The sequence below is a fragment of the Rheinheimera maricola genome (assembly GCF_016918075.2).
Taxonomy (GTDB): domain Bacteria; phylum Pseudomonadota; class Gammaproteobacteria; order Enterobacterales; family Alteromonadaceae; genus Alishewanella; species Alishewanella maricola_A.
In genome coordinates this window covers 807,807-833,122 of the sequence record NZ_JAERPS020000001.1, presented here as the reverse complement: position 1 = coordinate 833,122, position 25,316 = coordinate 807,807, and the positions used below count along the sequence as shown (strand labels likewise).

23 protein-coding genes and 6 tRNA genes are annotated in these 25,316 nt (G+C 46.6%); 11 read left to right on the top strand and 18 right to left on the bottom strand.

What is annotated here, in order from left to right; translation table 11 throughout:
- Positions 1-22 precede the first annotated feature (22 nt).
- Together I4W93_RS03810 and I4W93_RS03805 are read left to right on the top strand one after the other, a co-directional pair.
- Entirely contained in the window at positions 23-781 is a 759-nt protein-coding gene (locus tag I4W93_RS03810; RefSeq protein ID WP_205310702.1) for a pseudouridine synthase, read from the top strand.
- A gap of 17 nt (positions 782-798) precedes the next feature.
- On the top strand, positions 799-2,241 hold the full coding sequence (locus I4W93_RS03805; protein WP_205310703.1) for an SLC13 family permease: 1,443 nt from the start codon (positions 799-801) through the stop codon (positions 2,239-2,241).
- Positions 2,242-2,291: 50 nt separating this feature from the next.
- On the opposite strand, the gene I4W93_RS03800 is transcribed toward I4W93_RS03805, so the two are convergent.
- The 9 genes from I4W93_RS03800 to I4W93_RS03760 form a co-directional block, all read right to left on the bottom strand.
- Positions 2,292-2,367 (bottom strand) — tRNA-Gly (locus tag I4W93_RS03800).
- Between the two features lie 29 nt (positions 2,368-2,396).
- A tRNA-Leu gene (locus I4W93_RS03795) sits at positions 2,397-2,483 on the bottom strand.
- Between the two features lie 49 nt (positions 2,484-2,532).
- Positions 2,533-2,606 (bottom strand) — tRNA-Cys (locus tag I4W93_RS03790).
- 30 nt (positions 2,607-2,636) lie between these two features.
- A tRNA-Gly gene (locus I4W93_RS03785) sits at positions 2,637-2,712 on the bottom strand.
- Positions 2,713-2,847: 135 nt separating this feature from the next.
- Positions 2,848-3,402 (bottom strand): CDP-diacylglycerol--glycerol-3-phosphate 3-phosphatidyltransferase, encoded by a 555-nt coding sequence (gene pgsA / locus I4W93_RS03780; RefSeq protein ID WP_205310704.1) that lies wholly within the window; start codon positions 3,400-3,402, stop codon positions 2,848-2,850.
- 33 nt (positions 3,403-3,435) lie between these two features.
- Entirely contained in the window at positions 3,436-5,253 is a 1,818-nt protein-coding gene (uvrC, locus tag I4W93_RS03775; RefSeq protein ID WP_205310705.1) for an excinuclease ABC subunit UvrC, read from the bottom strand.
- Positions 5,253-5,897 (bottom strand): UvrY/SirA/GacA family response regulator transcription factor, encoded by a 645-nt coding sequence (uvrY, locus tag I4W93_RS03770; protein ID WP_205310706.1) that lies wholly within the window; start codon positions 5,895-5,897, stop codon positions 5,253-5,255. The genes uvrC and uvrY overlap by 1 nt, the downstream gene beginning before the upstream one ends.
- Positions 5,898-6,108: 211 nt before the next feature.
- A tRNA-Ser gene (locus tag I4W93_RS03765) sits at positions 6,109-6,199 on the bottom strand.
- 181 nt (positions 6,200-6,380) lie between these two features.
- Positions 6,381-6,471, bottom strand: a tRNA-Ser gene (locus I4W93_RS03760).
- A 163-nt stretch (positions 6,472-6,634) separates the two neighbouring features.
- Here I4W93_RS03760 and I4W93_RS03755 point away from each other — a divergent pair.
- The 5 genes from I4W93_RS03755 to I4W93_RS03735 all read left to right on the top strand — a co-directional run bounded on the left by I4W93_RS03755 (position 6,635) and on the right by I4W93_RS03735 (position 8,688).
- Complete coding sequence (locus tag I4W93_RS03755) at positions 6,635-7,303, top strand: Bax inhibitor-1/YccA family protein (protein WP_205310707.1); 669 nt, start codon at positions 6,635-6,637, stop codon at positions 7,301-7,303.
- Positions 7,304-7,377: 74 nt separating this feature from the next.
- A complete protein-coding gene (locus tag I4W93_RS03750) occupies positions 7,378-7,740 on the top strand; it encodes a DsrE/DsrF/TusD sulfur relay family protein (protein ID WP_205310708.1) in 363 nt (120 codons plus the stop codon).
- The gene (gene tusC / locus I4W93_RS03745; protein WP_205310709.1) at positions 7,740-8,096 is read left to right on the top strand and encodes a sulfurtransferase complex subunit TusC; all 357 of its coding nucleotides are present in this window, start codon (positions 7,740-7,742) and stop codon (positions 8,094-8,096) included. Before I4W93_RS03750 ends, tusC begins: the two co-directional genes overlap by 1 nt.
- Positions 8,096-8,365, top strand: a complete 270-nt coding sequence (locus I4W93_RS03740) for a DsrH/TusB family sulfur metabolism protein (RefSeq protein WP_205310710.1) — start codon at positions 8,096-8,098, stop codon at positions 8,363-8,365. Before tusC ends, I4W93_RS03740 begins: the two co-directional genes overlap by 1 nt.
- Entirely contained in the window at positions 8,353-8,688 is a 336-nt protein-coding gene (locus I4W93_RS03735) for a TusE/DsrC/DsvC family sulfur relay protein (RefSeq protein ID WP_205310711.1), read from the top strand. The genes I4W93_RS03740 and I4W93_RS03735 overlap by 13 nt, the downstream gene beginning before the upstream one ends.
- Before the next feature lie 5 nt (positions 8,689-8,693).
- Here the strand turns inward: I4W93_RS03735 and I4W93_RS03730 are convergent, their stop codons facing one another.
- The 7 genes from I4W93_RS03730 to lrp all read right to left on the bottom strand — a co-directional run bounded on the left by I4W93_RS03730 (position 8,694) and on the right by lrp (position 15,618).
- Positions 8,694-8,837: a hypothetical protein gene (locus tag I4W93_RS03730; RefSeq protein ID WP_205310712.1), complete on the bottom strand. Its 144-nt coding sequence runs from the start codon at positions 8,835-8,837 to the stop codon at positions 8,694-8,696.
- 87 nt (positions 8,838-8,924) lie between these two features.
- Positions 8,925-10,214: a serine--tRNA ligase gene (gene serS / locus I4W93_RS03725; protein ID WP_205310713.1), complete on the bottom strand. Its 1,290-nt coding sequence runs from the start codon at positions 10,212-10,214 to the stop codon at positions 8,925-8,927.
- A 5-nt stretch (positions 10,215-10,219) separates the two neighbouring features.
- Entirely contained in the window at positions 10,220-10,597 is a 378-nt protein-coding gene (gene crcB, locus I4W93_RS03720; RefSeq protein WP_205310714.1) for a fluoride efflux transporter CrcB, read from the bottom strand.
- Positions 10,597-11,937, bottom strand: coding sequence for a replication-associated recombination protein A (locus I4W93_RS03715; RefSeq protein WP_205310806.1), 1,341 nt, complete (start codon positions 11,935-11,937; stop codon positions 10,597-10,599). The genes crcB and I4W93_RS03715 overlap by 1 nt, the downstream gene beginning before the upstream one ends.
- 8 nt (positions 11,938-11,945) lie before the next feature.
- Entirely contained in the window at positions 11,946-12,554 is a 609-nt protein-coding gene (lolA, locus tag I4W93_RS03710) for an outer membrane lipoprotein periplasmic chaperone LolA (RefSeq protein WP_205310715.1), read from the bottom strand.
- Positions 12,555-15,011, bottom strand: a complete 2,457-nt coding sequence (locus tag I4W93_RS03705; protein ID WP_205310716.1) for a DNA translocase FtsK — start codon at positions 15,009-15,011, stop codon at positions 12,555-12,557.
- A gap of 118 nt (positions 15,012-15,129) precedes the next feature.
- The gene (gene lrp / locus I4W93_RS03700) at positions 15,130-15,618 is read right to left on the bottom strand and encodes a leucine-responsive transcriptional regulator Lrp (protein WP_205310717.1); all 489 of its coding nucleotides are present in this window, start codon (positions 15,616-15,618) and stop codon (positions 15,130-15,132) included.
- 148 nt (positions 15,619-15,766) lie between these two features.
- Between lrp and ald the strand changes: the two genes are divergently transcribed.
- On the top strand, positions 15,767-16,885 hold the full coding sequence (gene ald, locus I4W93_RS03695) for an alanine dehydrogenase (protein WP_205310718.1): 1,119 nt from the start codon (positions 15,767-15,769) through the stop codon (positions 16,883-16,885).
- A 309-nt stretch (positions 16,886-17,194) separates the two neighbouring features.
- Complete coding sequence (gene cspE, locus I4W93_RS03690) at positions 17,195-17,404, top strand: transcription antiterminator/RNA stability regulator CspE (protein WP_027670166.1); 210 nt, start codon at positions 17,195-17,197, stop codon at positions 17,402-17,404.
- Positions 17,405-17,510: 106 nt separating this feature from the next.
- On the opposite strand, the gene I4W93_RS03685 is transcribed toward cspE, so the two are convergent.
- Entirely contained in the window at positions 17,511-18,668 is a 1,158-nt protein-coding gene (locus I4W93_RS03685) for a DcaP family trimeric outer membrane transporter (protein ID WP_205310719.1), read from the bottom strand.
- 241 nt (positions 18,669-18,909) lie between these two features.
- On the opposite strand from I4W93_RS03685, the gene acs reads away from it, so the two are divergent.
- The gene (gene acs / locus I4W93_RS03680; protein ID WP_205310720.1) at positions 18,910-20,874 is read left to right on the top strand and encodes an acetate--CoA ligase; all 1,965 of its coding nucleotides are present in this window, start codon (positions 18,910-18,912) and stop codon (positions 20,872-20,874) included.
- A gap of 120 nt (positions 20,875-20,994) precedes the next feature.
- Positions 20,995-21,672 carry a LuxR C-terminal-related transcriptional regulator gene (locus I4W93_RS03675; RefSeq protein WP_205310721.1) on the top strand — a complete coding sequence of 226 codons (678 nt, stop codon included), beginning with the start codon at positions 20,995-20,997 and terminating at the stop codon, positions 21,670-21,672.
- On the opposite strand, the gene I4W93_RS03670 is transcribed toward I4W93_RS03675, so the two are convergent.
- Complete coding sequence (locus I4W93_RS03670) at positions 21,673-25,218, bottom strand: PAS domain-containing hybrid sensor histidine kinase/response regulator (RefSeq protein WP_205310722.1); 3,546 nt, start codon at positions 25,216-25,218, stop codon at positions 21,673-21,675.
- Between the last annotated feature and the right edge of the window lie 98 nt (positions 25,219-25,316).

Genomic DNA, 25,316 nt, shown 5'->3' with positions numbered 1-25,316 from the left:
CCTATTAAGATCTATCTTTTCTATGTCTGATACCGTGTTATACCGTTTAAACAAATTTATCAGTGATACTGGCTTTTGTTCCCGTCGTGAAGCCGACAAATTCATCGAAAATGGCCAGGTTACTGTGAATGGTGTTGTGGCGCCGGTAGGCTTAAAAGTCAGTGAAAGTGATCAAGTGTTAATTGACGGCAAACCGTTAAAAGCCAAACCCAAGCGGGTCTATTTGGCTTATCACAAACCCGTGGGTATTACCTGTACAACTGAGCGGCATATTCACGGCAATATTATCGATGCCATTCGTTATCCCGAGCGCATTTTCCCAATTGGCCGCTTAGATAAACCTTCAGAGGGTTTGATTTTCCTCACTAACGATGGCGATATCGTGAATAAAATCCTGCGTGCCGGCAATGCGCATGATAAAGAATATGTAGTTACGGTTAACAAGCCGATCACTGAGCGTTTTATCCAACAAATGAGCCGCGGCGTACCGATCCTTGACACGGTTACCCTGCCTTGCACTGTTCAACAACGCTCGAAACAGAGTTTTTCTATTATTCTTACTCAAGGCTTAAACCGGCAAATACGCCGGATGTGTGAATACCTGGGTTATGATGTGCAAACGCTGAAACGAACTCGTATTATGCATATCCGCGTAGCCGGATTAAAACCCGGCCAATGGCGGCTGTTAGATGATATTGAAATACGTATGCTGGAGGCGCAATTATTGACCTCAAGCAAAACAGCAGAGAGTGCGGCCGATAATAATAGCTTTGACGATTAACGCCATAAGGACCGGTTATGCCTTTTCAGTTTAAGTTAGCTTTTTATATTACGCTGTTGGCCGGCCCAGTATTATTTTTACTCACGTTATTAACGCCACCCTGGTTTAGCGGTATGTCAGCCAACGCCTGGCTAATTACCGGCCTGACTTGTTGGATGGCATTATGGTGGATAACAGAGCCAGTACCCATTCCGGTTACTGCTCTATTGCCCATTGCGGTCGTGCCGCTGCTAAACCTGGACACTATTGGTAATGTGACGGCACCTTATGCACACCCGCTTATTTTCTTGTTTCTGGGTGGCTTTGTACTTTCAATTGCGATGGAGCGCTGGAACCTACACAAGCGTATTGCGCTAATTACCATGCTAATGGTGGGCAGTAAACCTAGCCAGCAAATTGCCGGTATTATGCTGGTTACCGCTTTTTTATCGATGTGGATGTCTAACACCGCCACCGCCGTCATGATGTTACCAATTGGCTTATCTATTATTGCTATGCAGCAAGAGCAAGGTGCTAGCAACGATAACTTTGCCAAAGCCGTTTTATTGTCTATTGCTTACTCCGCCAGTATTGGCGGTGTAGCGACGTTAATCGGCACCCCACCCAATGCATTACTGGCGGCATATTTGGAGCGCAGCTACCAAGTACAGCTCAGTTTCAGCGACTGGATGCTGTTTGGCGTGCCACTGGCGGTAAGTTTATTACTGGTGTGTTGGTTTTGGCTGACACAGCTTCACTTCAGATTGGATAATATCGCTACAGTTGATAGCCGCAGTATGTACCGAAAAAAGCTCAATGCTCTGGGCCAAATGCATAATGCTGAAAAACTCGTATTAGCCGTATTTATGCTGGCTGCATTTTGTTGGGTTTTTCGCGCTCCATTAAGCCAGGTTAGCGGCATTAAGCTCGATGACACCCTTATTGCTGTATCTGCCGCCATCTTGCTGTTTGTACTACCTGTGTCGCTTAACAGTGGACAACGTATTTTACAGTGGGAAGATTGCCAAAAGCTGCCCTGGGGCGTGTTATTGCTGTTTGGCGGAGGCTTAACCCTGGCAACACAAATAGATAACTCCGGGTTATCCGGCTATATTGCCGGCCAAATCGGGCAACTTGGCAGTATTAATTTGCTTATACTGATTGTGTTGGTAACCACTGTGATCATTTTCCTGACTGAGATCACCAGCAATACCGCAACCGCAGCAGCATTTTTACCTCTTTTAGGTCCGGTAGCCATATCATTGAATACGTCTGCCGCTATGTTGGTCATACCTGCGGCCGTCGCTGCCAGTTGTGCTTTTATGATGCCGGTTGCCACCCCGCCTAATGCGATTGTATTCGCTTCCGGCAAGCTGAAAATTATTGATATGGTAAAAGCCGGTTTAGTACTTAATATCGCAGCTGTTTTGCTTATTACTCTGGCAGTAATGACCTTAGCGCGACACATCTTTGATTTTTAACTGGTAGCAGAAACGAAAAACGCAGCCAGTAGGCTGCGTTTTTGCGTATTTGGAGCGAGTAACGAGGTTCGAACTCGTGACCTCGACCTTGGCAAGGTCGCGCTCTACCAGCTGAGCTATACTCGCATAAATCTGGTATTTACTCTGAAGAGTAATGGTGCCCGGGGCCGGACTTGAACCGGCACGCCCTTTCGAGCGAGGGATTTTAAATCCCTTGTGTCTACCGATTTCACCACCCGGGCAGACAACTTTTCTATATCACTTTGCTACTCTTCACAGCATATTATGTTATGGAGGCGGGTCCCGGAGTCGAACCGAGATGGACGGATTTGCAATCCGCTGCATGGCCATTCTGCCAACCCGCCAATCAAACAATTTTAACTCTTTGAAAGAGTTGGAGCGAGTAACGAGGTTCGAACTCGTGACCTCGACCTTGGCAAGGTCGCGCTCTACCAGCTGAGCTATACTCGCGTTGTTACGGCCATGTGCCTTAACACGTGTCGCATTCTACTGTTTTAATTGTGTCAGTCAATAATAAATTATTGCTTTTATGACTGACTGATTAAAATTTAACTGAGTTGCGCTAATAAACAGCAAAAACCGGCATTAATGCACCAGATCACGCCAAGCTGCTTTTAAGTATACGTACATAGACCATATTGTTAGTACAGTAGCAATATACAACAACAACATACCGGCAGGTGTAAACCAACTTACCAGCCAATATTCAGGGCGCCAGATCAGGCCTATTAATGCCAGCATCTGCGCTATGGTTTTATACTTGCCGAGGTTAGATACCGCAACATTAGCGCGTTTACCTAACTCAGCCATCCACTCTCGCAACGCTGAGATAACAATCTCGCGACTAATCATAATAATTGCAGGTATGGTAACCCACAGCGATACGCTGTCTACGGCGATTACCACCAAGGCAACCGCTACCATAACCTTATCCGCAACCGGATCAAGAAAAGCGCCAAAAGGGGTAGATTGCTCAAGCTTACGTGCCAGGTAACCATCAAGTGCATCCGTAATGGCTGCCAGCCAAAAAGCAAACGCCGCCCAAAAACGTGCATTCTCAGCACCAGAGTAAAAACAAATAATAAAAACCGGAATTAAAAACAGGCGAAACAGGGTTAACAGATTGGGAATATTCCACATCTTATTATTCTCTACTACAGCGATATCGCTATGCTACTTGTTATGACAGGCTTGGTAAATCTTTTCCGCCTGCGCTTTTGATATGCCCGGCACTGAGCAGAGTTCAGCCACTGATGAGCGCATGACACCTTGCAAACCGCCTAAATACTGCAGTAGCGCTTGGCGCCGTTTTTCACCTATGCCTTTAACCTGCTGTAGAGGACTCTTCAGTAACGCCTTGCCGCGTTTATTACGATGCCCAGTAATGGCAAAACGATGTGCTTCGTCGCGGATCTGCTGAATTAAATGTAGTGCCGGAGCATCGTCAACCAAATTAATACTGCGCCCAGTCTCGGCTAATATTAGCGTCTCAAGCCCAGGTTTACGGCTAGTGCCTTTGGCTACGCCCACCAGCAAAGGTTTTTTTTCATGCGGCCAACCAACAAATTGTGCCACGGCAATATTTAGCTGGCCTTGACCACCGTCTATGAAAATAACATCGGGTATCTTATCTGTGTCCTGGAGCTTGCCGTAGCGCTTATCTAACGCAAACTGCATGGCCGCATAATCATCGCCGCCCGTGATACCGGTAACATTGTAGCGCCGGTATTCAGCCTTATGTGGGCCCTGCCCATCAAATACTACACAAGAGGCGACAGTCGCCTGCCCCATCGTATGGCTGATATCAAAACACTCCATGCGCGCAATAGGCTGTTCGAGTTGTAACAGCTGCTGCAATTGCTGATATCGCAGCGCCATTTTTTCTGCCAGTGATTGTTTATTATCACAAGACTGTAGAGCATTTTTCTGCGCCAGACTTAAGTACTTTGCTTTTTCGCCGCGCTGAGCATAGGTAATACGTACTTTTTTGCCAGCAACTTCACTTATTGCATCAGCTACCGCCTCAGCATCTGTAAGCGGGAAGCCGATTACAATCTCCCGCGGCATCTGCTGAGTGCCATAGCCATCCAGATAAAATTGTAATAAAAAGGCGGTTAAAATTTCCGTTTCTTCCGTATCCGCAGGTACCTTAGGAAAATATGCTTTACTGCCGAGTACTTTTTGCTCCCGCACAAATAATAAATGCACAGCAGCAACACCGTGTGAATAGACAAAACCAACAATGTCCATTTCTTCATGTTCGCCACTGACCGTTTGTTGCTCCTGAACTTTGCGCAGGGCAATAATTTTGTCGCGCAGTTGTGCTGCTTGCTCAAATTGTAGGTTCTCACTGGCATCAGTCATGCGTTGTACTAAATCATCGATAACCTGCTGATCTTTACCTTGTAAAAACAGGCTCGCCAGCCGTACTTGCTGTTGATACTCCGCATCAGATATTTTGCCAACACAAGGCGCAGAACATAACTTCAACTGATATTGTAAACACGGCCGGGTGCGGGCTCGATAAAAACTATCCTCACACTGACGAATAGGAAAGATTTTCTGTAAGGTTTTCAGGCTTTGCCACACAGCACTGGCATTAGGATAAGGGCCAAAGTATTGGCCAACTGTTTTACGCGGTCCGCGATGTGAACTAATGCGGGGGTGTTTATGACTACTAAGCAGGATATAAGGATAAGATTTATCATCGCGCAGCAATACGTTGTAACGCGGCATAAACTGCTTGATCAGGTTATTTTCTAAAATCAGCGCTTCTGTTTCACTGTGCGTTAAAGTGTATTCGACATGGGCAATCTGACTTACCAGTGACCGGGTTTTAATACTGTCCACTTGAGCACGGAAATAGCTGCTAAGCCTGGCGCGTAAATCTTTGGCTTTACCGACATAAATAACCTTATCAGCAGCGTTTATCATACGATAAACGCCAGGCTGGTGAGGAACTGACTTTAAAAATGACTTAGCGTCGAACATCAGGCTTTGGCGATGTCGATCATGCCGTGGCGCAACGCCAAATGAGTTAATTCGACATCGCCACTAATGGCCAGCTTTTCAAACATCCGGTATCGATATGAATTGACCGTTTTAGCACTGACATTTAATAACTCGGCAATGTCATTTACCTTTTGACCTTGCGTAATCATCATCATGATCTGTAGCTCGCGGTCCGACAAATCATCAAACGGATTCTGGCTCTGATTATTAACCTTACTCAACGCCATTTTTTGTGCTACTTCATCAGATATATGCCGAACGCCAGAATAAACTTTACGAATTGCCGACACCATTTCACGCGGTGGTGAATTTTTGGAGATAAACCCTGCTGCCCCCAACTGCATCACTTTAGTTGGTACCGGCTCTTCGCATGAAACAGACAATGCCAAAACTTTAATATCCGGGCAATAATGTAAAATGCGCTTGGTGGCTGTCATGCCGCCCATGCCCGGCATGTTCATATCCATCAACACCACATCGGGTTCATGTTGACGGCAAAATTGTAGTGCTTCTTCACCGGAGCCAGCCTCGCCTATCACCTTGATACCGCGCTCATCCATTAGTATGCGACTGATCCCAGTACGTACAAGCTCATGGTCATCAACTAACAAAATGTTAATCAATTTAGCCTCTCCGAATTACTGGATATTAGAATTATTATTGTTACCTAGCATAGCTGAGGCAGACTTGTTTTGCTAAACATATTGCGTTTACAACAGCAGTTTCACATATTGAGGGTTCATTGCGATAAAATGATTAACAAAACCACGGTATAAAGCTACTTTAAGCAGAAGAATTGTTGAAATTAGCATTTTGCTGATGTCGAAGAGAAAGTGGCGGAGGGAGAGAGATTCGAACTCTCGGTGGGCTATTAACCCACGCCGGTTTTCAAGACCGGTGCATTAAACCGCTCTGCCATCCCTCCGCGTTACAGGGCGCATATTAAAAACTGCCTAACATTTTGTAAAGCGCTTTTTTGCTATTTTACGCTGTTTGCTTAGTAATTCGGCAATAAGCTGTATTCAAGGCGGTTTAAACAGGTAAAAGCAGCTATTTTCAATGTACTTTTTTGTATTTACAAAAAAACCACCCTGAGGTGGTTTAAATGGCGGAGGGAGAGAGATTCGAACTCTCGGTGGGCTATTAACCCACGCCGGTTTTCAAGACCGGTGCATTAAACCGCTCTGCCATCCCTCCGGCGACGCGTATATTAATCAGTTAAGCAGACAAAAGAAAGCTTTAAATGTAAAAATTGTCACTTAGATAAATTTTGTATTGTCTGGCACTGGTCTGTATGGAACTTCGTGCGTATGATGTGTTCAGATGTATTGATAAACCTTTGTATCAGGAGAAGATAACTATGTCATACAGAGAAGCTTCCACCATTAGCACCGCAGGAAGCAGTGTTGAAATAAATAAGGTACTGCGAAACACCTACTTTTTGCTAGCCATGACGCTGGCATTCAGTGCTGTAACGGCCGGTATCGCCATGGCAATGAATATGCCGCCGGTAATGGCTCTGGTTTGCTTCATTGCCGGGTTTATTATGCTATTTGTGGTCAACAAAAAGGCCGACTTAGCGAGTGGTATTTTCTGGGTGTTTGCCTTCACAGGCGTAATGGGCGCATCACTGGGCCCAATGTTGAACTACTATGCCGGCTTAGCAAATGGCCCCTCTTTAATTATGCAAGCCCTGGGTGGCACCGCGCTGATATTTTTTAGTTTGTCAGCTTATGCATTAACAACCCGTAAAGATTTTTCATTTATGGGTGGCTTTTTAATGGTTGGGTTAATTGTGGTGCTGGTTGCCGCGTTAGCGAATATATTTCTGGCAATTCCTGCGCTGAGCCTAACTATTAGCGCTGCTATTATTCTCATTATGTCTGCGTTAATCCTTTATGACACCAGCCGCATCATTCACGGCGGTGAGACTAACTACATACGCGCAACAGTGGGGTTATACCTCAATGTGTTCAACATTTTCGTCAATCTGTTGCAGCTGTTGGGCATTTTTGGTGGTGATGACTAACCACAATACTTTGCCTTAGCATTGTTATTCGCTAAAATGCCCCGCCACACGGGGCATTTTTTATGGGACAGTTTATGGCACGTTTCGGTTTATTGCTCACTTGTAATGGTTTTGCTAACCAGAACCTGGCCAGCGTAATGCTGTTCGCAAGAGCGGCGCTAAACAAAGGCCACGAAATCGACCATCTATTTTTATATCAAGACGCCGTTTATTCTGTCGCTGCACACACTGATTTACCAGCCGATGAACCAGACCTGGCTAGCGAACTGGCTCAGTTTTGCCAGCAGCACGCAATTGCATTGCTGTTTTGCATTACCGCAGCCGAAAAGCGTGGCGTCGTTAGCGATATACGCCCTGCTAGAGCCGGTTATATCGCGGCAGGTTTGGCTGAGTTCGCTATGCGTCAGGTAAATATCGATAAACTGGTGCAATTCTGATGCGCAATATTCTTGTGATACAACAGCACAGCCCATTTAACAGCAGTAAGGGCCGTGAAGCCTTAGATTTAATATTGGCAATGGCTGCCGTTGAACATAATGTTAGTGTGTTGTTTAGTGGCGACGCGGTATATCAGTTACTTTCTAGCCAGGACCATGTCGACTTTAAACTCAAAGCTTACCCACGCAGTTTTAAACTGTTTGCCCTGTACGATATAGAGCATGTGTACGTTTGTCAGCACGCACTGCAACAGCGCGGTATCGAGGCGCACGACATCAGTATCCGCGCCAAGGTGCTGGATAAAACAGATATCGCCTTATTACTGGCACGGCAACATCAGGTGATTACCAGCTAATGAAATTAATCAGCATTACCTCCCCTGCAATTGTTATGGATGAGCTGAGCCTGGTGTCTCTACCGGAAGACAGTATTTTATTGCGTCAAGACGCGGTGTACTTATGTGCAAGAATTGATATTGTCTGGCCTACCATCCAGCTATATGCCTTGGATATTGATGTTAACGTAAGACAAGTGCAGGTAGCGAATAACATCAGTGTTATCAGTGCAGAGCGCTGGGTTGAACTTTGTATTGAAGCTCAAGTGAATATTTTATGGCACATTTGACAATAAATGAGACTGCAGTACCACTTGATCAACATGGTTATCTGGCAAACTTGCAAGATTGGACCGAGCAAATAGCGGTAGAGTTTGCGCGGCTAGAAAACATTGTTTTAACATCAGCGCACTGGGAAGTAGTGCATTTTGTCCGGCAATTTTATCTCGAATTTAATAGCTCTCCGGCAATGCGGATACTGGTCAAAGCCATGGCACAACAGCTGGGGCCTGATAAAGGCAATAGCAAATACTTATTTATGCTGTTTCCACAAGGACCGGCGAAGCAAGCCACACGTATCGCCGGCTTACCCAAACCAGCAAAGTGCCTGTAACATCGTTAGGCATTACCCATAACACCGATAATGGCCTCTAAGGTAACAATGACCACTATTGCCACAATACCAATAATGACAGTCCAATAAATACCACGCATCATTGACGAATTTGTTTGTTTAGCACTTTTTTTTGATTTCGGGGCCATGCCACCATCCTTAGTTAGGGTTTACCCGCAGTGCAGCTGCCTGCGCTGCGGGTGCACTAGTCGACTGAAAAGCGTTAACCTGAGTGCTTAGCTTAGCTGCGCCAGGCCACCCATATAAGGCCGCAGCACCTCTGGGATCACAATACTGCCATCCGCTTGTTGATAGTTTTCCAATATCGCTACCAATGTACGGCCTACTGCCAGCGCAGAGCCGTTAAGCGTATGAATAAGCTCAGGCTTTTTCATCTCAGGGCTACGAAAGCGGGCCTGCATCCGTCGCGCCTGAAAATCCCCCATATTGCTACAGGAAGAAATTTCCCGGTAGGTATCCTGGGCAGGCAACCACACTTCCAGATCAAAGGTTTTGGTCGAGCCAAACCCCATATCGCCAGTACATAATAACATCACGCGGTAGGGTAAACCCAGACGCTGCAGAACCTGCTCTGCATGACCGGTAAGCTGTTCCAGCGCTTGCATTGAGTGCTCAGGGTGCACCAGCTGCACTAATTCCACTTTATCAAACTGATGTTGACGAATTAAACCACGGGTATCACGACCATAAGAACCCGCTTCACTTCTGAAACAAGGTGTATGGGCAGTATATTTTACCGGCAGCTCACTGGCGTCAAAGATAGTATCGCGCGCTAAATTTGTGACCGGTACTTCAGCAGTTGGGATAAGAGCCATACCCTGACCTTCTTCTGTCGCAGGTTGAGTATGGAATAAATCAGCGCCGAATTTTGGTAACTGTCCCGTGCCATACAAACTGGCATGATTAACTAAATAAGGCACGTATAGCTCAGTATAGCCGTGCTCATTTGTATGTAAGTCGAGCATAAATTGCGTCAATGCACGATGCAACCTGGCAACCTGACCGCGCATAACTACAAAGCGCGAGCCCGCTACTTTTACTGCACTTTCAAAATCCAGCCCCTTATCCAAGGCCTCGCCCAATGCAACATGGTCCTGAATAGTAAACTCAAACTGACGCGGCTCGCCGAAACGGCGCACTTCTACGTTTTGCGTTTCATCTTTACCTTGTGGCACGGAGGCATCAGGTAAATTGGGGATAGTCAGGGCAATTTGCTCTACCTCTGCCAACACAGTATCAAGTTGCTGCTTGGCGGTATCCAACTGCGCACCAAGGCCGTCTACTTCCGCCAACAGCGGCGCAATGTCTTCACCGCGTCCTTTGGCCTGGCCAATAGCTTTCGATTTGGTATTACGCAGATTTTGTAACTCTTGAGTATCTACCTGCAGCTTACGGCGCTGCTCTTCCAGCTCCGCTAAGCGCGCTACGTCCAGCACAAAACCACGCTGAGCCAAACGCGCAGCGGTTTCAGTTAATTCATTACGTAAAAATTTCGCATCTAACATAGTAATTACTTCATTGAACCCAGTTTAAGCCCTAACCAGGCAAGCGTTAAACATAACAACACATTTAAAAATACGTTGGCGATTGCTTTTAGCCAGTCGCCTTGCTGCAGTAGCAAGACGGTATCCAGCGAAAAGGTGGAAAAGGTGGTAAAAGCGCCGATTAAACCAATAGCAAACAGCGCACGCCAGGGTGATGCCGCTAGTACACCACTGCTAAACAGCGCATATAATAACCCCAGTACAAATGAACCGAGAATATTAACCAGCAAAGTGCCAAAAGGGAATGACTTACCGAAAACATTCAGCGCCAACTCATTGCAACCATAACGTAAACAAGCGCCGCTCGCACCGCCGATAGCAACAGCCAAATAAGTTGTCAGCATTATTTATCCCTTTTACGCTCACTGTCTGCATCCAACTGCCTAAGGTAGCTCAGCTTTTCTGCCAGCTGCTTTTCCATACCACGGTTCACCGGTTGATAAAACTGCTGCCCGGCCAATTCAGCAGGCAAATAGCGCTCGCCGGCCGCATAAGCGCCATGCTCGTCATGCGCATAGCGATAACCTTCACCAAAACCCAGTTGCTGCATTAATTTAGTTGGCGCATTACGCAAATGTAGCGGTACCTCATAAGCAGGTTGCTCTGCTACCAGTTGTTTAAGCTGATTAAAAGCGCGGTACACGGCATTGCTTTTTGGCGCTAACGCCATGTATACAGCTGCCTGGGCAATGGCCCGCTCACCCTCTGCCGGGCCTACCCGTTCGAACGTGTCCCAAGCATTCAGTGCCAGGGTTAACGCTCGGGGATCAGCATTGCCGATGTCTTCACTGGCAATGGCCAACAAGCGCCTGGCAACATACAAAGGATCAGCGCCCCCTGCCAGTATCCGGCAGTACCAATAAAGTGCGGCATCAGGGTCGGAGCCGCGCACTGATTTATGAAAGGCTGATATAAGGTCATAGAACATATCACCCTGATTATCAAAACCCGGCAATTGCTTGGGTACCAGATGTTTGAGTGTTTCAAAGCCTATCAGTTTGGCGTTTGCTGCAGTATCAGTCAGCTCAACAGCTTGCTCTAACAAGTTCAGCAATTTACGGCCATCGCCCGCTGCCAGTTGTAATAATAGCTGCTCCGCTTCCGCGGTCAGGCTGATAAGCTCATTACCAAGCCCACGCTCTTTGTCAGTTAAAGCCTGCTGCAGTACCTGGCGCAAATCGGTATCAGTCAGTGCTTTTAACACACAGACCCGAGCCCGGGATAATATAGCGTTATTTAACGCAAAAGATGGATTCTCCGTAGTAGCGCCAATAAAGATAATGGTGCCATCTTCTATAAAAGGTAAAAATGCATCCTGCTGGCTTTTGTTGAACCGATGTACTTCATCGACAAACAACAACGTACGTTGCTGGTTCTGTTGCTGCCGTTGTTGGGCCTGTGCGATAGCTTCACGGATTTCTTTAATACCGCAGGTAACGGCCGACAGCTTAGTTATTGACGCATCGGCATGACATGCAATAACGTCGGCCAAGGTAGTTTTACCTGAGCCTGGTGGCCCCCACAAAATCAGTGAAAATACCCGCCTTGCTTCAATAGCTTTTTTTAACGCAGTACCCTCACCAATTAAATGTAACTGACCGGCATATTCGCTTAAATTGCGCGGCCGCATTCTGGCTGCCAGTGGGCGAAAGTCTTCGGCAAAATCTAGTGGTAACGGCGTCACGATAATGGTCACTGCCGCTGGTCGTCAATGTCAGTATCTTGAGGTGGCGTAAAGTGAAACAAATCGTCGTCCAACGGAATATTTAGCTGCATTAGCGTGAAATTAAACTCACTTCGTTGTTGATTGATATCCAGCACCTGCATGGTCGATAACGCCGCACCGGAGAAACTCAGCACAAGTTGCGTCACCGGGCTGTTGTCATCTTTTGAACGGATAACAAACTGCTCGCCTTTTTGCGTGACATCATATTGCGCCCATAGCGCTGGATTGGTTGATGTCAATAGCACAAAAGGGGTGCGGTTCACTTCACTGGCTGCATCATAAATACTTAGCTGCTCTAGCGTTTCGTTGTAAAACCACAGACTAGTACCATCACCAATAAATAGATTTGGTTCAGGTTCAGTTGTTTCAAAACGAAACAATGCCGGCTGCTTTATGCTGAGTTCGCCTTTGCCTTGCTGCAATAACTGCTGGTTACTATCAAAAACCTGCTGCTCAAAACTAGCGGCAAAGGTTTTGATACTGGCAAGCTTGCGCTGCAGCGTTTGTTCAGCACTTTGCGCCGACACGTTAACCGACGTCAGCATGAACATTACGGCTAAAAAACTACGTAGCATTTAATATCCTTTGGGCGGCGGAGGCGCCATTACTTCACGGTTACCATTGTGGCCTGGGCCACTGACAATACCACTATGCTCCATCTGCTCAACCAGACGAGCAGCTCTATTATAACCAATACGAAACTTGCGTTGCACACCGGAAACCGAAGCGCGACGACTTTCGGTAACAAAGGCAACGGCTTGATCATATAACGGATCCGCTTCGCCATCGTCACCTTCAATTGTTTCACCGGGTAACAGATTTTCTTCGGTAGTTTCGCCGCTTAATATTTCCGGTATGTAATTTGGCCGACCGCGCTTTTTCCAGTCAGCCACCACAGCATGTACTTCATGGTCATCAACAAAAGCACCATGCACCCGGTTAGGTACACCAGAACCGGGCGGCAGATAAAGCATATCGCCCTGCCCTAGTAAGCTTTCAGCACCTTGCTGGTCCAAGATAGTACGGGAATCAATTTTCGACGACACCTGAAACGCAATCCGGGTAGGAATATTCGCTTTAATTAAACCGGTTATCACATCTACTGATGGGCGCTGAGTAGCTAAAATCAAATGGATACCAGCAGCCCGTGCTTTTTGCGCAATGCGGGCAATCAACTCTTCTACTTTTTTCCCGACAATCATCATCATGTCAGCAAATTCGTCAATAACCACAACTATGGACGGTAATTTCTCCAGTAACGGCGCCTCGGTGCGCATGTCATCTGAAGGCCGCCATAACGGATCTTTTAGTGGCGCGCCATCCATAATGGCTTCTTTTACTTTAACGTTGTAGCCTTTTAAATTACGCACGCCAAGTGCGGACATTAATTTGTAACGCCGCTCCATCTCACCGACACACCAACGCAAGCCGTTGGCCGCATCTTTCATATCAGTGACCACTTCGGTTAATAGGTGTGGAATGCCTTCATAAATTGATAACTCAAGCATTTTCGGATCAATCATTAAAAAACGCACATCGTCGGGCGTTGATTTGTACAGCAAACTACAAATCATTACATTCACACCGACAGATTTACCAGAACCAGTGGTACCCGCCACCAACAAATGCGGCATTTTGGCAAGATCGGCAACCACAGACTTACCAGCAATATCTTTTCCTAATACCATGGTTAGCGGTGATTTAGAGTTTTCAAAAATTTCATCACCTATCACTTCAGACAAGCGCACAATTTCGCGATGCTGATTCGGTAACTCAAGGCCAATAAAAGACTTGCCGGGAATAACTTCGACAACCCGCACACTGATTGCAGAGAGCGACCGTGCCAGATCTTTGGCCAACCCCGTAATTTTACTTACTTTAACGCCGGGTGCTAAATCAAGTTCAAATCGGGTAACGACAGGACCAGGATGCACACCCACCACTTTGGCTTCAACATTGAAGTCCAGCAACTTAACTTCAACCAGCCTGGATACGCGTTCTAAATCGGCCGGATCTATTGGATTTGTGGCTTTATCCGGTCGGTCTAACAACGCCAGAGAGGGCAGCTCTTCTAGCATATGCGACACTTCCTCTACGTCATCCTCATCGTCGTTAAATTGTGCCAGTGCCGATTCCACTTCGGGTTCAGGAGGTAAATCCAATTGTTGCAAGGTGTCACCCCAAGCGCTGGTGTCTGGCTCATCAATGGCACTAAAAGATAGCTGTTCATCCGCTAAAGTATCTACGCTGTAAAAAGCTTTTGCTTCAGTTTTAACATTTAGCGGAGTAATAGGTAGAGTATCGCTCAATGGTTTACTTAACTGTGCTGACTTGCGAGGTTTTTCTGCTATCGCGGCTGGTTCAGTTTCAATGTCATCTTGCGGTTGTTCAACAGCAAAAGGGTCAAAATCATCTTTGCTGCGCTCACGAAAACGTTGTGGCAATGTTAGCAGATACTGTATGCCGTAAAAACAGACAGCACCAAGGGCATCGGCTAAGGTTAACCATGAAATGCCTGTCATTAACGTAAGACCCGTTGCAAAGCCGCACAGCAACAGCAAAATGGTACCAATAAAATTGAAATATGGCAGCAGTGTGCCGCTGACGACATCGCCAATAACGCCACCAGATGAAAAATAAAATATATCATTGAAATTCAAGCTACTTATTGCAGTTGCCGACAGTAACGTCAGCACCAGCCCGACTAGACGCAAACCCAAGATCAAGTAATCCAGACGCATTAAATCGTGAAAGCGTTTGAACAATAAATACCCCGCCAACGCCACCAGAAATGGCACCAGGTAGGCAATCCAGCCAAAACTAAACAGCAACAAATCAGCCAGCCAGGCGCCTATTTGCCCGGCATAGTTATGCACATTGCTTTGATACCCGGTTTGTGACCAGCTTGGATCAGCCGGGTCAAAGGACAACAGTGCCAACAATAGAAATAATCCAAAGCCGGAAAAAACGATTAACCCGACTTCCAGCAAGCGTTGCACACCGTTTAGCGGAAAATACACTCTGTTCTGCAAATGAAGAACCCTACCTTTTTATCATGATTTTTATTCAAGCACACTAGGCTATCGCGTTGCCGTTAAGATACCAGAGACACTGTAAAAGTGCATCCGTGAAGCGCGGCTGAACCGGCATTTAACCACTGATCGCGACAAAGGTGGTTTGTTTCACCTCTTCCATTACCACATAGGTGCGGCTTTCACGTACACTTGGCAGTCGCAGCAATGTCTCCCCCAGCAGTTCACGGTAGGCCGCCATGTTGGCTACCCGTGTCTTCAACAAAAAATCGAAGCTCCCCGAAACCAGATGACATTCCTGAATTTCTTCTAACTTTTGTACCGCTTTGCTGAACTCGTCAAAATCTTCCGGCGAGGTTTTGCTTAAGGTTATCTCGACAAACACCAGCAAGGCCGCGCCAACTTTTTGCGGATCAACCTGTGCGGTATACCCCAAGATCACCCCTTCGGCTTCCAGCTTGCGCACACGTTCAAGGCAAGGCGTTGGGCTAAGCCCTACTCTGCGTGCCAGTTCAACATTGGCTAAACGACCATCACGCTGCAATTCTGCTAGAATTTTACGATCTATCCTGTCTAACTTCTTGATACTTTTATTTAAAGAGTACATAGCAGCTAAAAAATTCGCTTTTTTTAATTAAACAGAATATTGCACTACCAACACACCTCAAAACAAGCATTAATTCTACATATTAAGCAGTATACTTCGCATATATTTTACCTCAGCCGACTATAACCTGATAAAAGGGCATAAAACGATGATTATTGGCGTACCAAAAGAAATTAAGAACCATGAATACCGTGTAGGTATGACCCCAGCCAGCGTGCGTGAATTGGTAAACCACAAGCACAGTGTACTAATAGAAACCAATGCCGGTATGGGGATTGGCTTTACAGACGACGACTATGTCGCTGCCGGTGCAAGCGTTTTAGCAACAGCTGCTGAAGTTTTTGCACAAGCACAAATGATTGTTAAAGTAAAAGAGCCGCAAGCGGTTGAGCGTGCCATGCTGCGCGAAGGCCAGATTCTGTTTACTTATTTACACCTGGCACCGGATTTACCGCAAACTGAAGACCTGATCAAATCTAAAGCTATTTGTATTGCCTATGAAACCGTTACCGACAACCGTGGCGGTTTGCCGCTGTTAGCCCCCATGTCAGAAGTGGCTGGCCGCATGTCAATTCAGGCCGGCGCCCGTGCGCTGGAAAAATCATGTGGTGGTCGCGGCATGTTGTTGGGCGGCGTACCGGGTGTAGCGCCGGCCAAAGTAGTTGTAATTGGTGGTGGTATGGTCGGTACCAATGCCGCACAAATGGCACTGGGATTAGGTGCTGATGTCACGGTACTGGATCGCAGTGTAGATGTACTACGCCGTATCAATGCCCAATTCAATGGTGCAGTAAAAGCGATTTACTCTACTGCTGATGCGTTGGAGCAAGAAGTCTTAGCCGCAGACCTGGTGATTGGTGGTGTATTAGTACCTGGCGCAGCTGCACCTAAACTGGTAACCAAAGATCATATCAAGCGAATGAAACCGGGATCAGCTATTGTCGACGTGGCAATTGACCAGGGTGGTTGTGTCGAAACGTCAAAACCGACAACGCATGCCGAGCCAACTTACATTGTTGATGACGTAGTACATTACTGCGTAGCTAATATGCCTGGCGCGGTGCCACGCACGTCTACTTTTGCCCTGAACAATGCCACCCTGCCGTTTATTTTGCGCTTGGCTAATAAAGGGTATAAGCAGGCACTGCTGGATGATGCCCACTTAATGAATGGCTTGAACGTGATGAACGGTCATGTAACCAACCAAAGTGTGGCTGAAGCTTTAGGTTTCGCCTTTGTTGAGCCCAAATTGGCGCTAAATGCTTAACGTACAATAAATAAGCAACTGCTTTTAAAGGCCGCTTTCGCGGCCTTTTTTATTTTTTGTGCTTTTTTATTGTCTGACAAAGGTTTATTTGCAATTTGCTATATACATTCCGCTCAAACCTGCTATAGTTCTCTCCGGCCTGTAAAGCAGACCTATGTAACAAAATGTTTATGAAAACTTCGCTACACAGCTTCATTGTAAGTCATGTCCTGAAGATTCACGCACGTTTGGCCGCATAAGTAAGGTAACAGTCAGGCTAAAAGCGCAATTAAGCGTCAATTAGTTTATTAAAATTTTTAGGAGTCATTCATGGCTAAAGTAACTGGTGTAGTTAAGTGGTTCAACGCTGATAAAGGTTTCGGTTTCATTACTCAGGATAACGGCGGCGCTGACGCATTCGTTCACTTCCGTGCTATCCAAACTGAAGGTTACAAAACCTTAAACGAAGGCCAACGCGTAGCTTTCGAAATCGAACAAGGCCAAAAAGGCCCACAAGCTGCTAACGTTACAGTTCTGTAATATAAGCGCTTGCTAAAAAAAGGACACTTAGGTGTCCTTTTTTATTTGTCTGCGATTCAGCAATAAAAAACCAGACGTTATGTCTGGCTTTTTAAGTGTGCCAATATCAAAAATCGTATTTCGCACTGAACTGAATGCGATGCATATCGCCATCAGCACCTGCCTCTACTTCGCGGTTTGCCAATTTGTATTCCACACCGAACATTAGCTTTTTAGCAGCCTGGTATAACAGGTTTGTTGTCCAACTGCTGGTCATTTTTGTCACCGCGGTACCGGTCAGGTTTACGTCATTATCTACACTCAACATTGAATAAACCAAATTACTACGCCACTGACTATTCCAGTTGTGTCGGTATGCTACGGCAAACGCTGAAGAATCAATCGCTTCAAGCTCATTGCCAGCATCCAGCACTGCACCATTTACCGTATTTAAACCAATATAACGACCAATACCCGAGCCCGTGGTTGCTGTAATACGGATATCGTTATTGTTTGGCAACAAAATTTTTGCCGTAGCGCTTACACCAAATGCTGAAGTGGTCGTATCAATAGTGGCCGTTTCATACGCCAATTGACGCACTAATGCCGAAACAGACCAATTACCCCAATCTGTCTTTTGGGCATATTTAAATACCAAATCAGGCGTAGCGTTGTCGTCGGTAGTAATTCGCCCCCCGCCGCCAAACGGCGTGACAGTGCTTTCCGGGTTCTCAATCGCTATCTGAAAGTTTCCACTGCTATACCGAATTTGTGCCTGGCGGGCAAATGGCATCGCATCAGTGTTACCGATAAAATCAAGCGTATCGGGTAACGCATTTAAATCCATGAAAGTCGTCCAGGTTTGACCGAACAACCAACCATCATAAGTTATAAAAGCTTGACGTAATCTTGGCGAATAGCTGTTAGTTATGCGCTCATCGCCACCAGCAGTAGCCATGAAATCTAGCTCAATATGGCCACCAAGCGTTTTACCATTTTCCAGTTTTGTCGTCGTTTTAAAGAAAAATCGGGATTGCCGGGCATGAAAATCAAAAGTGCCCCCTTCATCTCCCCCCCCAACAGGGGTCAGGCTAGGAATATAGAAGTCGCGACCAATGCCGGTTGCAATTTGGCCATCTGAGCTGTCTGTATACATTGCATCAAGCTTAACGTAACCACCAAAGGTCACGTCTGTTTCACCAATGTTAAACCCATTGGCCTGAACGCTACCTGCGGCTAAAACTATACAAGCAGTGAGGTAAGATATTTTTGTTATTTTTTTCATGTGCCGTCTCTCCATCTTTTGTTCTTGTAATGGTAATTTTGCGTACCAACTGTGATTCAGACCTGGTGCTACTGCAATTAGCCTTTAGTCGCAGTAGACCAATGGAATGGCTTTCTTAATGCCACAAGGTTAGCGTTAGCGCTGCGCTTGAAGATTGGCTAGACTAAGGTCTAATTTCAAATATCGCGCGGCTTCTATAGAAAGACATCATCAGATTAAAGAAGCTCTCACAGGGGAAGTTATGTCACATCAATCAGTTTATCCGGTACCCGCCAGTGCAGCGGACCGCTCACTGTTGAATAATGAACAATATAAGCAGATGTACCAGCAGTCTATCAGTTCGCCAGATCAGTTCTGGGCAGAACATGGTAAGCGTCTGCATTGGTTTTCACCTTTCACTAAGGTAAAAAATACCAGTTTTGCCAGTGGTCAGGTTAACATTAGCTGGTTTAGTGATGGCGTGTTGAATGCCAGCTACAACTGCCTGGACCGACACCTGCCGCAACGCGCCGACCAGGTTGCTTACTATTGGGAAGGTGACTCACCTGAAGTACAAAAATCGGTGACCTACGCCCAGTTGCACCAGCAAGTGTGTCAGTTAGCAAATGGTATGAAACAGCTGGGCGTAAAAAAAGGCGACAAAGTCACCATTTATTTACCGATGATCCCAGAAGCAACTGTAGCCTTATTAGCCTGCGCTCGCATTGGTGCGGTGCATTCCGTCGTGTTTGCAGGATTTTCTCCTGACGCCCTTGGCAGCCGTATTGTTGATTGTGACTCTAGGTTAGTTATTACTGCCGATCAGGCATTACGCGGCAGCCGCGTTACCAATTTAAAAGACAACACCGATATGGCTTTGGCACACCTGGGCGATGCCTCACCAGTGCAGAACGTCATTGTGGTAAAACATGTTGGCAAAAATGTCGATATGCAAGCCGGTAAAGACGGTCGTGATGTTTGGTATCACGACTTGGTAAGCCAACAAAGCAGTGACTGTGCTGCGGAACCAATGAATGCCGAAGATCCGTTGTTTATTTTATACACCTCCGGCTCGACAGGTAAGCCTAAGGGCGTGTTACATACGACAGGCGGTTACATGGTGTGGGCATCGATGACACATCAGTATGTCTTTGATTATCATGATGGAGACATATACTGGTGCGCAGCGGATATTGGCTGGGTTACAGGCCATACCTATATTGTTTACGGACCGCTAGCAAACGGTGCCAGCAGTGTGTTGTTTGAAGGCGTGCCTAACTACCCTAGTGTTAAACGTATGGCGCAAATTGTTGATAAGTATCAGGTCAATATTCTTTATACCGCACCCACCGCTATCCGCGCGCTAATGGCTCATGGCGAGGCGCCGGTTGAAGGGTGTTCATTAGCATCGTTACAAACATTGGGCAGTGTTGGTGAACCGATAAACCCCGAAGCCTGGAGCTGGTACCATGAAAAGTTTGGTAAGGGTAATTGCCCCATTGTCGATACATGGTGGCAAACAGAAACGGGCGGCATCCTTATCACCCCCCTGCCAGGCTGTACAGAACTGAAACCGGGTTCAGCCACCCGACCATTCTTCGGTGTTATACCCGCTATTGTTGATAATGAAGGCAAAGAACTCAGTGGCGAGTGTGAGGGCAATCTGGTAATTAAAGACAGCTGGCCAGGACAAATGCGCACCGTGTATGGCGACCATGAGCGTTTTGAACAAACTTACTTTAGCACTTATCCTGGCATGTACTTTACTGGTGATGGCGCTAAACGTGATACGGATGGTTATTACTGGCTAACCGGCCGGGTTGACGACGTACTTAATATTTCCGGCCATCGATTAGGCACTGCTGAAATTGAAAGTTGTCTGGTTGCTCACGATGCCGTAGCTGAAGCCGCCGTTGTCGGCTATCCACATGATATTAAAGGCCAGGGTATTTATGTCTACGTCACGCCACGTGTTGGGGTAGAACCCAGCACAGAGCTAACCAAAGCGCTGCGTGATTGGGTACGCGAGGAAATTTCGCCTATTGCAGCACCCGACCTTATTCAATGGGCACCAACCGGACTACCCAAAACACGCTCCGGTAAAATAATGCGGCGTATCTTGCGTAAAATTGCCGCAAATGAGCACGAGCAACTGGGCGACATATCTACCCTAGCCGATCCATCTGTGGTAGAAACTTTAGTAAATAACCGCTTGAATCGTAAATAAGCGTTTCATTAAGTACACGCTTGACACAGCGTCTTGCTCACCGCAGTATAAAAGGCCGCACAAGCGGCCTTTTATACAAGTACAATATAATAATTATAATTCCTTTCGCCGGAGGCCAAGATGGCAAAACTGATCGTCGCAGACGACCACCCGTTGTTTCGCAATGCGCTTATTAATGCCATTAGCAGCACTTTTGCCACCAAAGCCACCATTGAAACCGATAGTTTCGACAGCACCTGTACCGCCTTAGAGCAACATCCGGATACCGACTTACTGTTACTGGATTTACATATGCCAGGCAACTGTGGTTTTCTTGGACTGATACAGCTACGGAAAAACTTTCCAGCATTACCTATAGTAGTGATCTCCGCCAGCGAAGAGCTAGACGTTATTCGTCGTGTGATGGCGTTTGGCGCCTCAGCTTATGTGCCTAAATCGGCTAATCCGGCGGATATCAGTGCAGCGTTAAATGCCGTACTAGCCGGTGATCTGTGGGTGCCGCAAAATATTAAGAAACAGGTATTGGAACACCATAGCGAAAAAGCAGAAGACGATTTAGATTTAGCCGCTAAAGTCGCGCAGCTAACCCATCAACAATATAAAGTACTCTATTACCTCACCGAAGGCTGGCTGAATAAACAAATAGCCTACGATTTGCACATCTCTGAAGCTACAGTAAAAGCGCACATTACAGCTATTTTCAGAAAGTTAGGTGTGACCAACCGCACCCAGGTAGTGATCCAGGCGCAGCGCCTTACACTTGAACCACCGGTTAACAAAGCAATGGCACAACATTGATCACTGTTGCGCCCGCTTAAGCATTTTCAAATGGTTTAAACTTGCCCGCAATGCAGCGGGTTTGATTGGCTTAGCCAAAAACATTAAGCCGTGCTGCTTGGCTTTCATAGCTAAGCCGGTTTCTGGCGACGCAGAAACCAACACACCATTGACGTTGCCCCAAATCGATTTTATTTTTTCATATAACTGCAGCCCGTTTAAATGCTGGCCAAGCTGGTAGTCAATCAATAGCACATCAGGTGGCTGCTGGTTACGAGCATACTGCAGCAAAGTCTCCTCATCATAAAAACAAGTAACATCATCTATTTGCCATTGTTGCAATAACACTGACAAAGCGGCCAGATTGGCGGCATCATCGTCCACACAAACAACAGATAACCCCAGCACCGGGCGCTGCACTGCGGTTGCAGGCAATGGCAGTTCAGTGCGAGCAGCAGACGTAATTAAAGGCAGCTGAATACTAAACATGCTTCCTTTACCTGGCCAGGATTTCACTGTCAATGGGTGGCCTAATAGCTTTGCCATACGGTTGACAACACCAAGCCCCAAACCCACACCTTGTTGGCCTTTTGCTGTGGCGTCTATACGATAAAAGTCTTCAAAAATACGCTGTAAATCTGGTTCAACAATACCGGGGCCACTGTCCCATACCTGTATAAGCAGTTGCTTCCCTCGCTTGCGAAAACCCAGCAAAACACGGCCTTTTTTTGTGTATTTAATCGCATTTGACAGCATATTCTGCAAAATTCGCCGCAAGTACGTTGGGTCAGTTTGCACCTGGTAATCAGCTGATCTTACCTGTAATTGCAGGCCTTTTTGTTTGGCGAGTAAATTAAACTCATCGGTTAACTGCGATAACAACTCCTGCAGGGACACGGTTTGAACATCCGGAGATAATTTACCGTCGTCCAGCTTGGCTATTTCCAATAAGGTGGAAATAAGCTCTTCTGATGCTTTGAGTGAATTATCCAGCTGACCAATAATATGCTGTTGTTGTTGCGTATCCTTGCTGCCCAGCAGTGCGGCGGTAAATAAACGTGCCGCATTTAATGGCTGTAGTATGTCGTGACTCGCCAGTGCCAAAAAGCGTGTTTTTGAAGCATTTGCCACTTCAGCTTCCGCTTTGGCTTGCAGCAACTGCTGTTCAGTCTCACGTCGGCGTCGTACTTCTTCGAGTAATTCATGGTTAATTTCAGAAATAGTGTGGGTACGCTCTTGTACCCTATCTTCCAAATATTGCTTCGCTTCGGCCAGCGCTTGCACCGCTTTTACATGTTCTGAAATGTCAGTAAAGCTGGTAACAAAGCCACCGCCAGGTATTGGATTACCTCGCATTTCTATTACTTTGCCATCTGGCCGCACACGTTGAAATACGTGGGCAGTGCCATTTTGCATATGGGCGATGCGCTTTTCGACATGTTCATCACTAGTACCCGGGCCACACAGGCCGCGCTCGGCATTCAGCCGCACGATATCAGCTATTGGCCGGCCAACCCGAACCATAGCATCCGGATAATCAAACATTTCAAGATAAGCACGGTTCCATGCTACTAACTTAAGGTCCCGATCAACCACACTCACGCCCTGGCTCAAGTGCTCTAGCGTGGAAAATAAAATTTTGCGTGAGAATTGAATGGCCTGAGTCGTGTCATCAAACAGCGTTACCACATCTTCAAACCCTAACTGCCGCCCTTCCAGCACCGCATTAACCATTGCTGAGGCCGACGAGGCTCCTATTACCCCCGCCAGTTCACGCTCAACATGTTCAACCAGGCCAACACTGGGTAAGTCGTCCAGTTGCAGTCCAACCTCTTGTCGACGACCATATTCCTGCAAACATTCATTAGCACGATGCGCGCCAACAAAACGCTCCAATAATATCTTCAACTCTGTATTGCGAATTCGAATACGCCGCGCCGGAGTGTCCTGGTGATTAACCGGCAAATTGGGTTTAACAAAAGCAACCGCCTGCAATCGGTCCTGCAAATTTACTTGGGTTAACCATGAACCAACAATGTAAAATAGCAGGTTAAAACCGAGCGAAAATAATACGCCATGGCTTAAGCTATCGAGCTCAGTGCCAAATAACGCCGTTGGCACCAGTATCGACAAACCAAATAAGCCCGTCTGCATAATATTGCTGTCTATAGCGCCGGTACTGACTAACTGCGGTAACATCAACGTGTAGAACCACAACAAAAAGCCGATACTTAAGCCAAGATAAACCCCCCAGGCATTGCCACGGCGCCAATATAAACCGCCAATCACCGCGGGGGCCAGCTGAATCACCAGCGCAAAAGCCAGTAAGCCGGTTTCAGCCAACTCGTAGTTTCTGGCAAACACACGGTAGTACAAGTAAGACAACACCATCACCAGTATTATCATGCTGCGCCTTACCAATAATATAAGCAGGCTGTAGTCATGTGGTAAGCCCTGTGTTTTACTGCTGCGCAGTAATCCTGGCATGATCACATCGTTGCTAATCATGGTAGATAAGGCCAGGGTGGAGATAATAATCATTGACGTGGCAGCAGAAAATCCACCAATAAACACTAATACGCTTAAGGTATTCCAACCTGACTGGGCCGGGATCAATAGCACAAAGCTGTCAGCTGCATTTAGCGCTTGCGGAAATAGCTGCATGCCAGCAATCGCGATGGGTATTACCACTATAGTGACTAAAAATAAGTACAGCACGAACCAGCGTCTGGCATGGCGCAGATGGTGGTGTGATACGTTTTCGACAAAGGCAACGTGAAATTGTCGTGGTAGCAAAAATACAGCAACCATCGCCAGCACTGTTTTAGTAATAAACTCCAAAACACCGAAGTCAGCGCTTTGCTGATGCGCCATAGCATGTTCAGCAAATCGCTGGAATACGTTACTGCTGTCGCCCAGCACAAACACATAAACCGCCAACCCCAGTGTCATTAGCGCAAATAGCTTAACCACCGACTCAAACGCAATGGCTACCATTACACCACGGCTTTGTTCCGTTAGGTGCAATTTGCGGGTGCCAAACAAAATGGCAAAAAAAGCCATAGCCAGTGCACTTAGAAAGGCACTGTCCTGCCACCAATTAGTCGTGTCATCTGAAAAATCGCCGCCCAGTAACACTTGATATGAACTGGACACGGCTTTAAGTTGCAGCGCAATGTAAGGCACAACCACCACTAAACAAATAAGCGAGGCAAGTAAGGCAATATTCTTACGCTTACCGTAGCGGGACGAAATAAAATCGGCAACTGACGTGACATTCTGTTTTTTGGCAACATACAGCAGCTTAAACAAAAACGGCTGAGCAAAAATAAACAATAAAATGGGGCCTAAATAAATAGGAATATAATCCCAACCCTGAGTAACCGCCGAACCAACAGCGCCGTAATAGGTCCAGGATGTGCAGTACACCGCTAACGCCAGGCTGTAGATTAAGCCCCCATACTTTCGTATTAGTTTGTCGTCGGCATGGCGTTCACCCCAGTTCGCGATAAGGAATAAACCACCGACATACAACAATGCCAATACGGCAACTACCCAAGCGGTCACTGCACTCTCCTGTGATTAACTTTATCTACTTTTGGCTTAACACGGCGCACAAGTCAATTAGCAGTACCCGGGCTTCGACTAAAGTCGGGCTTTAACTT

Coding starts and splice junctions, on each gene's coding strand:
- pgsA (WP_205310704.1), bottom strand. CDS start 3,402: ATGTGGAATATTCCCAATCTGTTAACCCTGTTTCGCCTGTTTTTAATT.
- I4W93_RS03730 (WP_205310712.1), bottom strand. CDS start 8,837: ATGGCCCCGAAATCAAAAAAAAGTGCTAAACAAACAAATTCGTCAATG.
- lolA (WP_205310715.1), bottom strand. CDS start 12,554: ATGCTACGTAGTTTTTTAGCCGTAATGTTCATGCTGACGTCGGTTAAC.
- I4W93_RS03805 (WP_205310703.1), top strand. CDS start 799: ATGCCTTTTCAGTTTAAGTTAGCTTTTTATATTACGCTGTTGGCCGGC.
- serS (WP_205310713.1), bottom strand. CDS start 10,214: ATGTTAGATGCGAAATTTTTACGTAATGAATTAACTGAAACCGCTGCG.
- lrp (WP_205310717.1), bottom strand. CDS start 15,618: ATGTACTCTTTAAATAAAAGTATCAAGAAGTTAGACAGGATAGATCGT.
- I4W93_RS03740 (WP_205310710.1), top strand. CDS start 8,096: ATGAAATTAATCAGCATTACCTCCCCTGCAATTGTTATGGATGAGCTG.
- tusC (WP_205310709.1), top strand. CDS start 7,740: ATGCGCAATATTCTTGTGATACAACAGCACAGCCCATTTAACAGCAGT.
- cspE (WP_027670166.1), top strand. CDS start 17,195: ATGGCTAAAGTAACTGGTGTAGTTAAGTGGTTCAACGCTGATAAAGGT.
- I4W93_RS03675 (WP_205310721.1), top strand. CDS start 20,995: ATGGCAAAACTGATCGTCGCAGACGACCACCCGTTGTTTCGCAATGCG.
- acs (WP_205310720.1), top strand. CDS start 18,910: ATGTCACATCAATCAGTTTATCCGGTACCCGCCAGTGCAGCGGACCGC.
- I4W93_RS03735 (WP_205310711.1), top strand. CDS start 8,353: ATGGCACATTTGACAATAAATGAGACTGCAGTACCACTTGATCAACAT.
- I4W93_RS03685 (WP_205310719.1), bottom strand. CDS start 18,668: ATGAAAAAAATAACAAAAATATCTTACCTCACTGCTTGTATAGTTTTA.
- I4W93_RS03755 (WP_205310707.1), top strand. CDS start 6,635: ATGTCATACAGAGAAGCTTCCACCATTAGCACCGCAGGAAGCAGTGTT.
- ald (WP_205310718.1), top strand. CDS start 15,767: ATGATTATTGGCGTACCAAAAGAAATTAAGAACCATGAATACCGTGTA.
- I4W93_RS03810 (WP_205310702.1), top strand. CDS start 23: ATGTCTGATACCGTGTTATACCGTTTAAACAAATTTATCAGTGATACT.
- uvrC (WP_205310705.1), bottom strand. CDS start 5,253: ATGTTCGACGCTAAGTCATTTTTAAAGTCAGTTCCTCACCAGCCTGGC.
- crcB (WP_205310714.1), bottom strand. CDS start 10,597: ATGCTGACAACTTATTTGGCTGTTGCTATCGGCGGTGCGAGCGGCGCT.
- I4W93_RS03750 (WP_205310708.1), top strand. CDS start 7,378: ATGGCACGTTTCGGTTTATTGCTCACTTGTAATGGTTTTGCTAACCAG.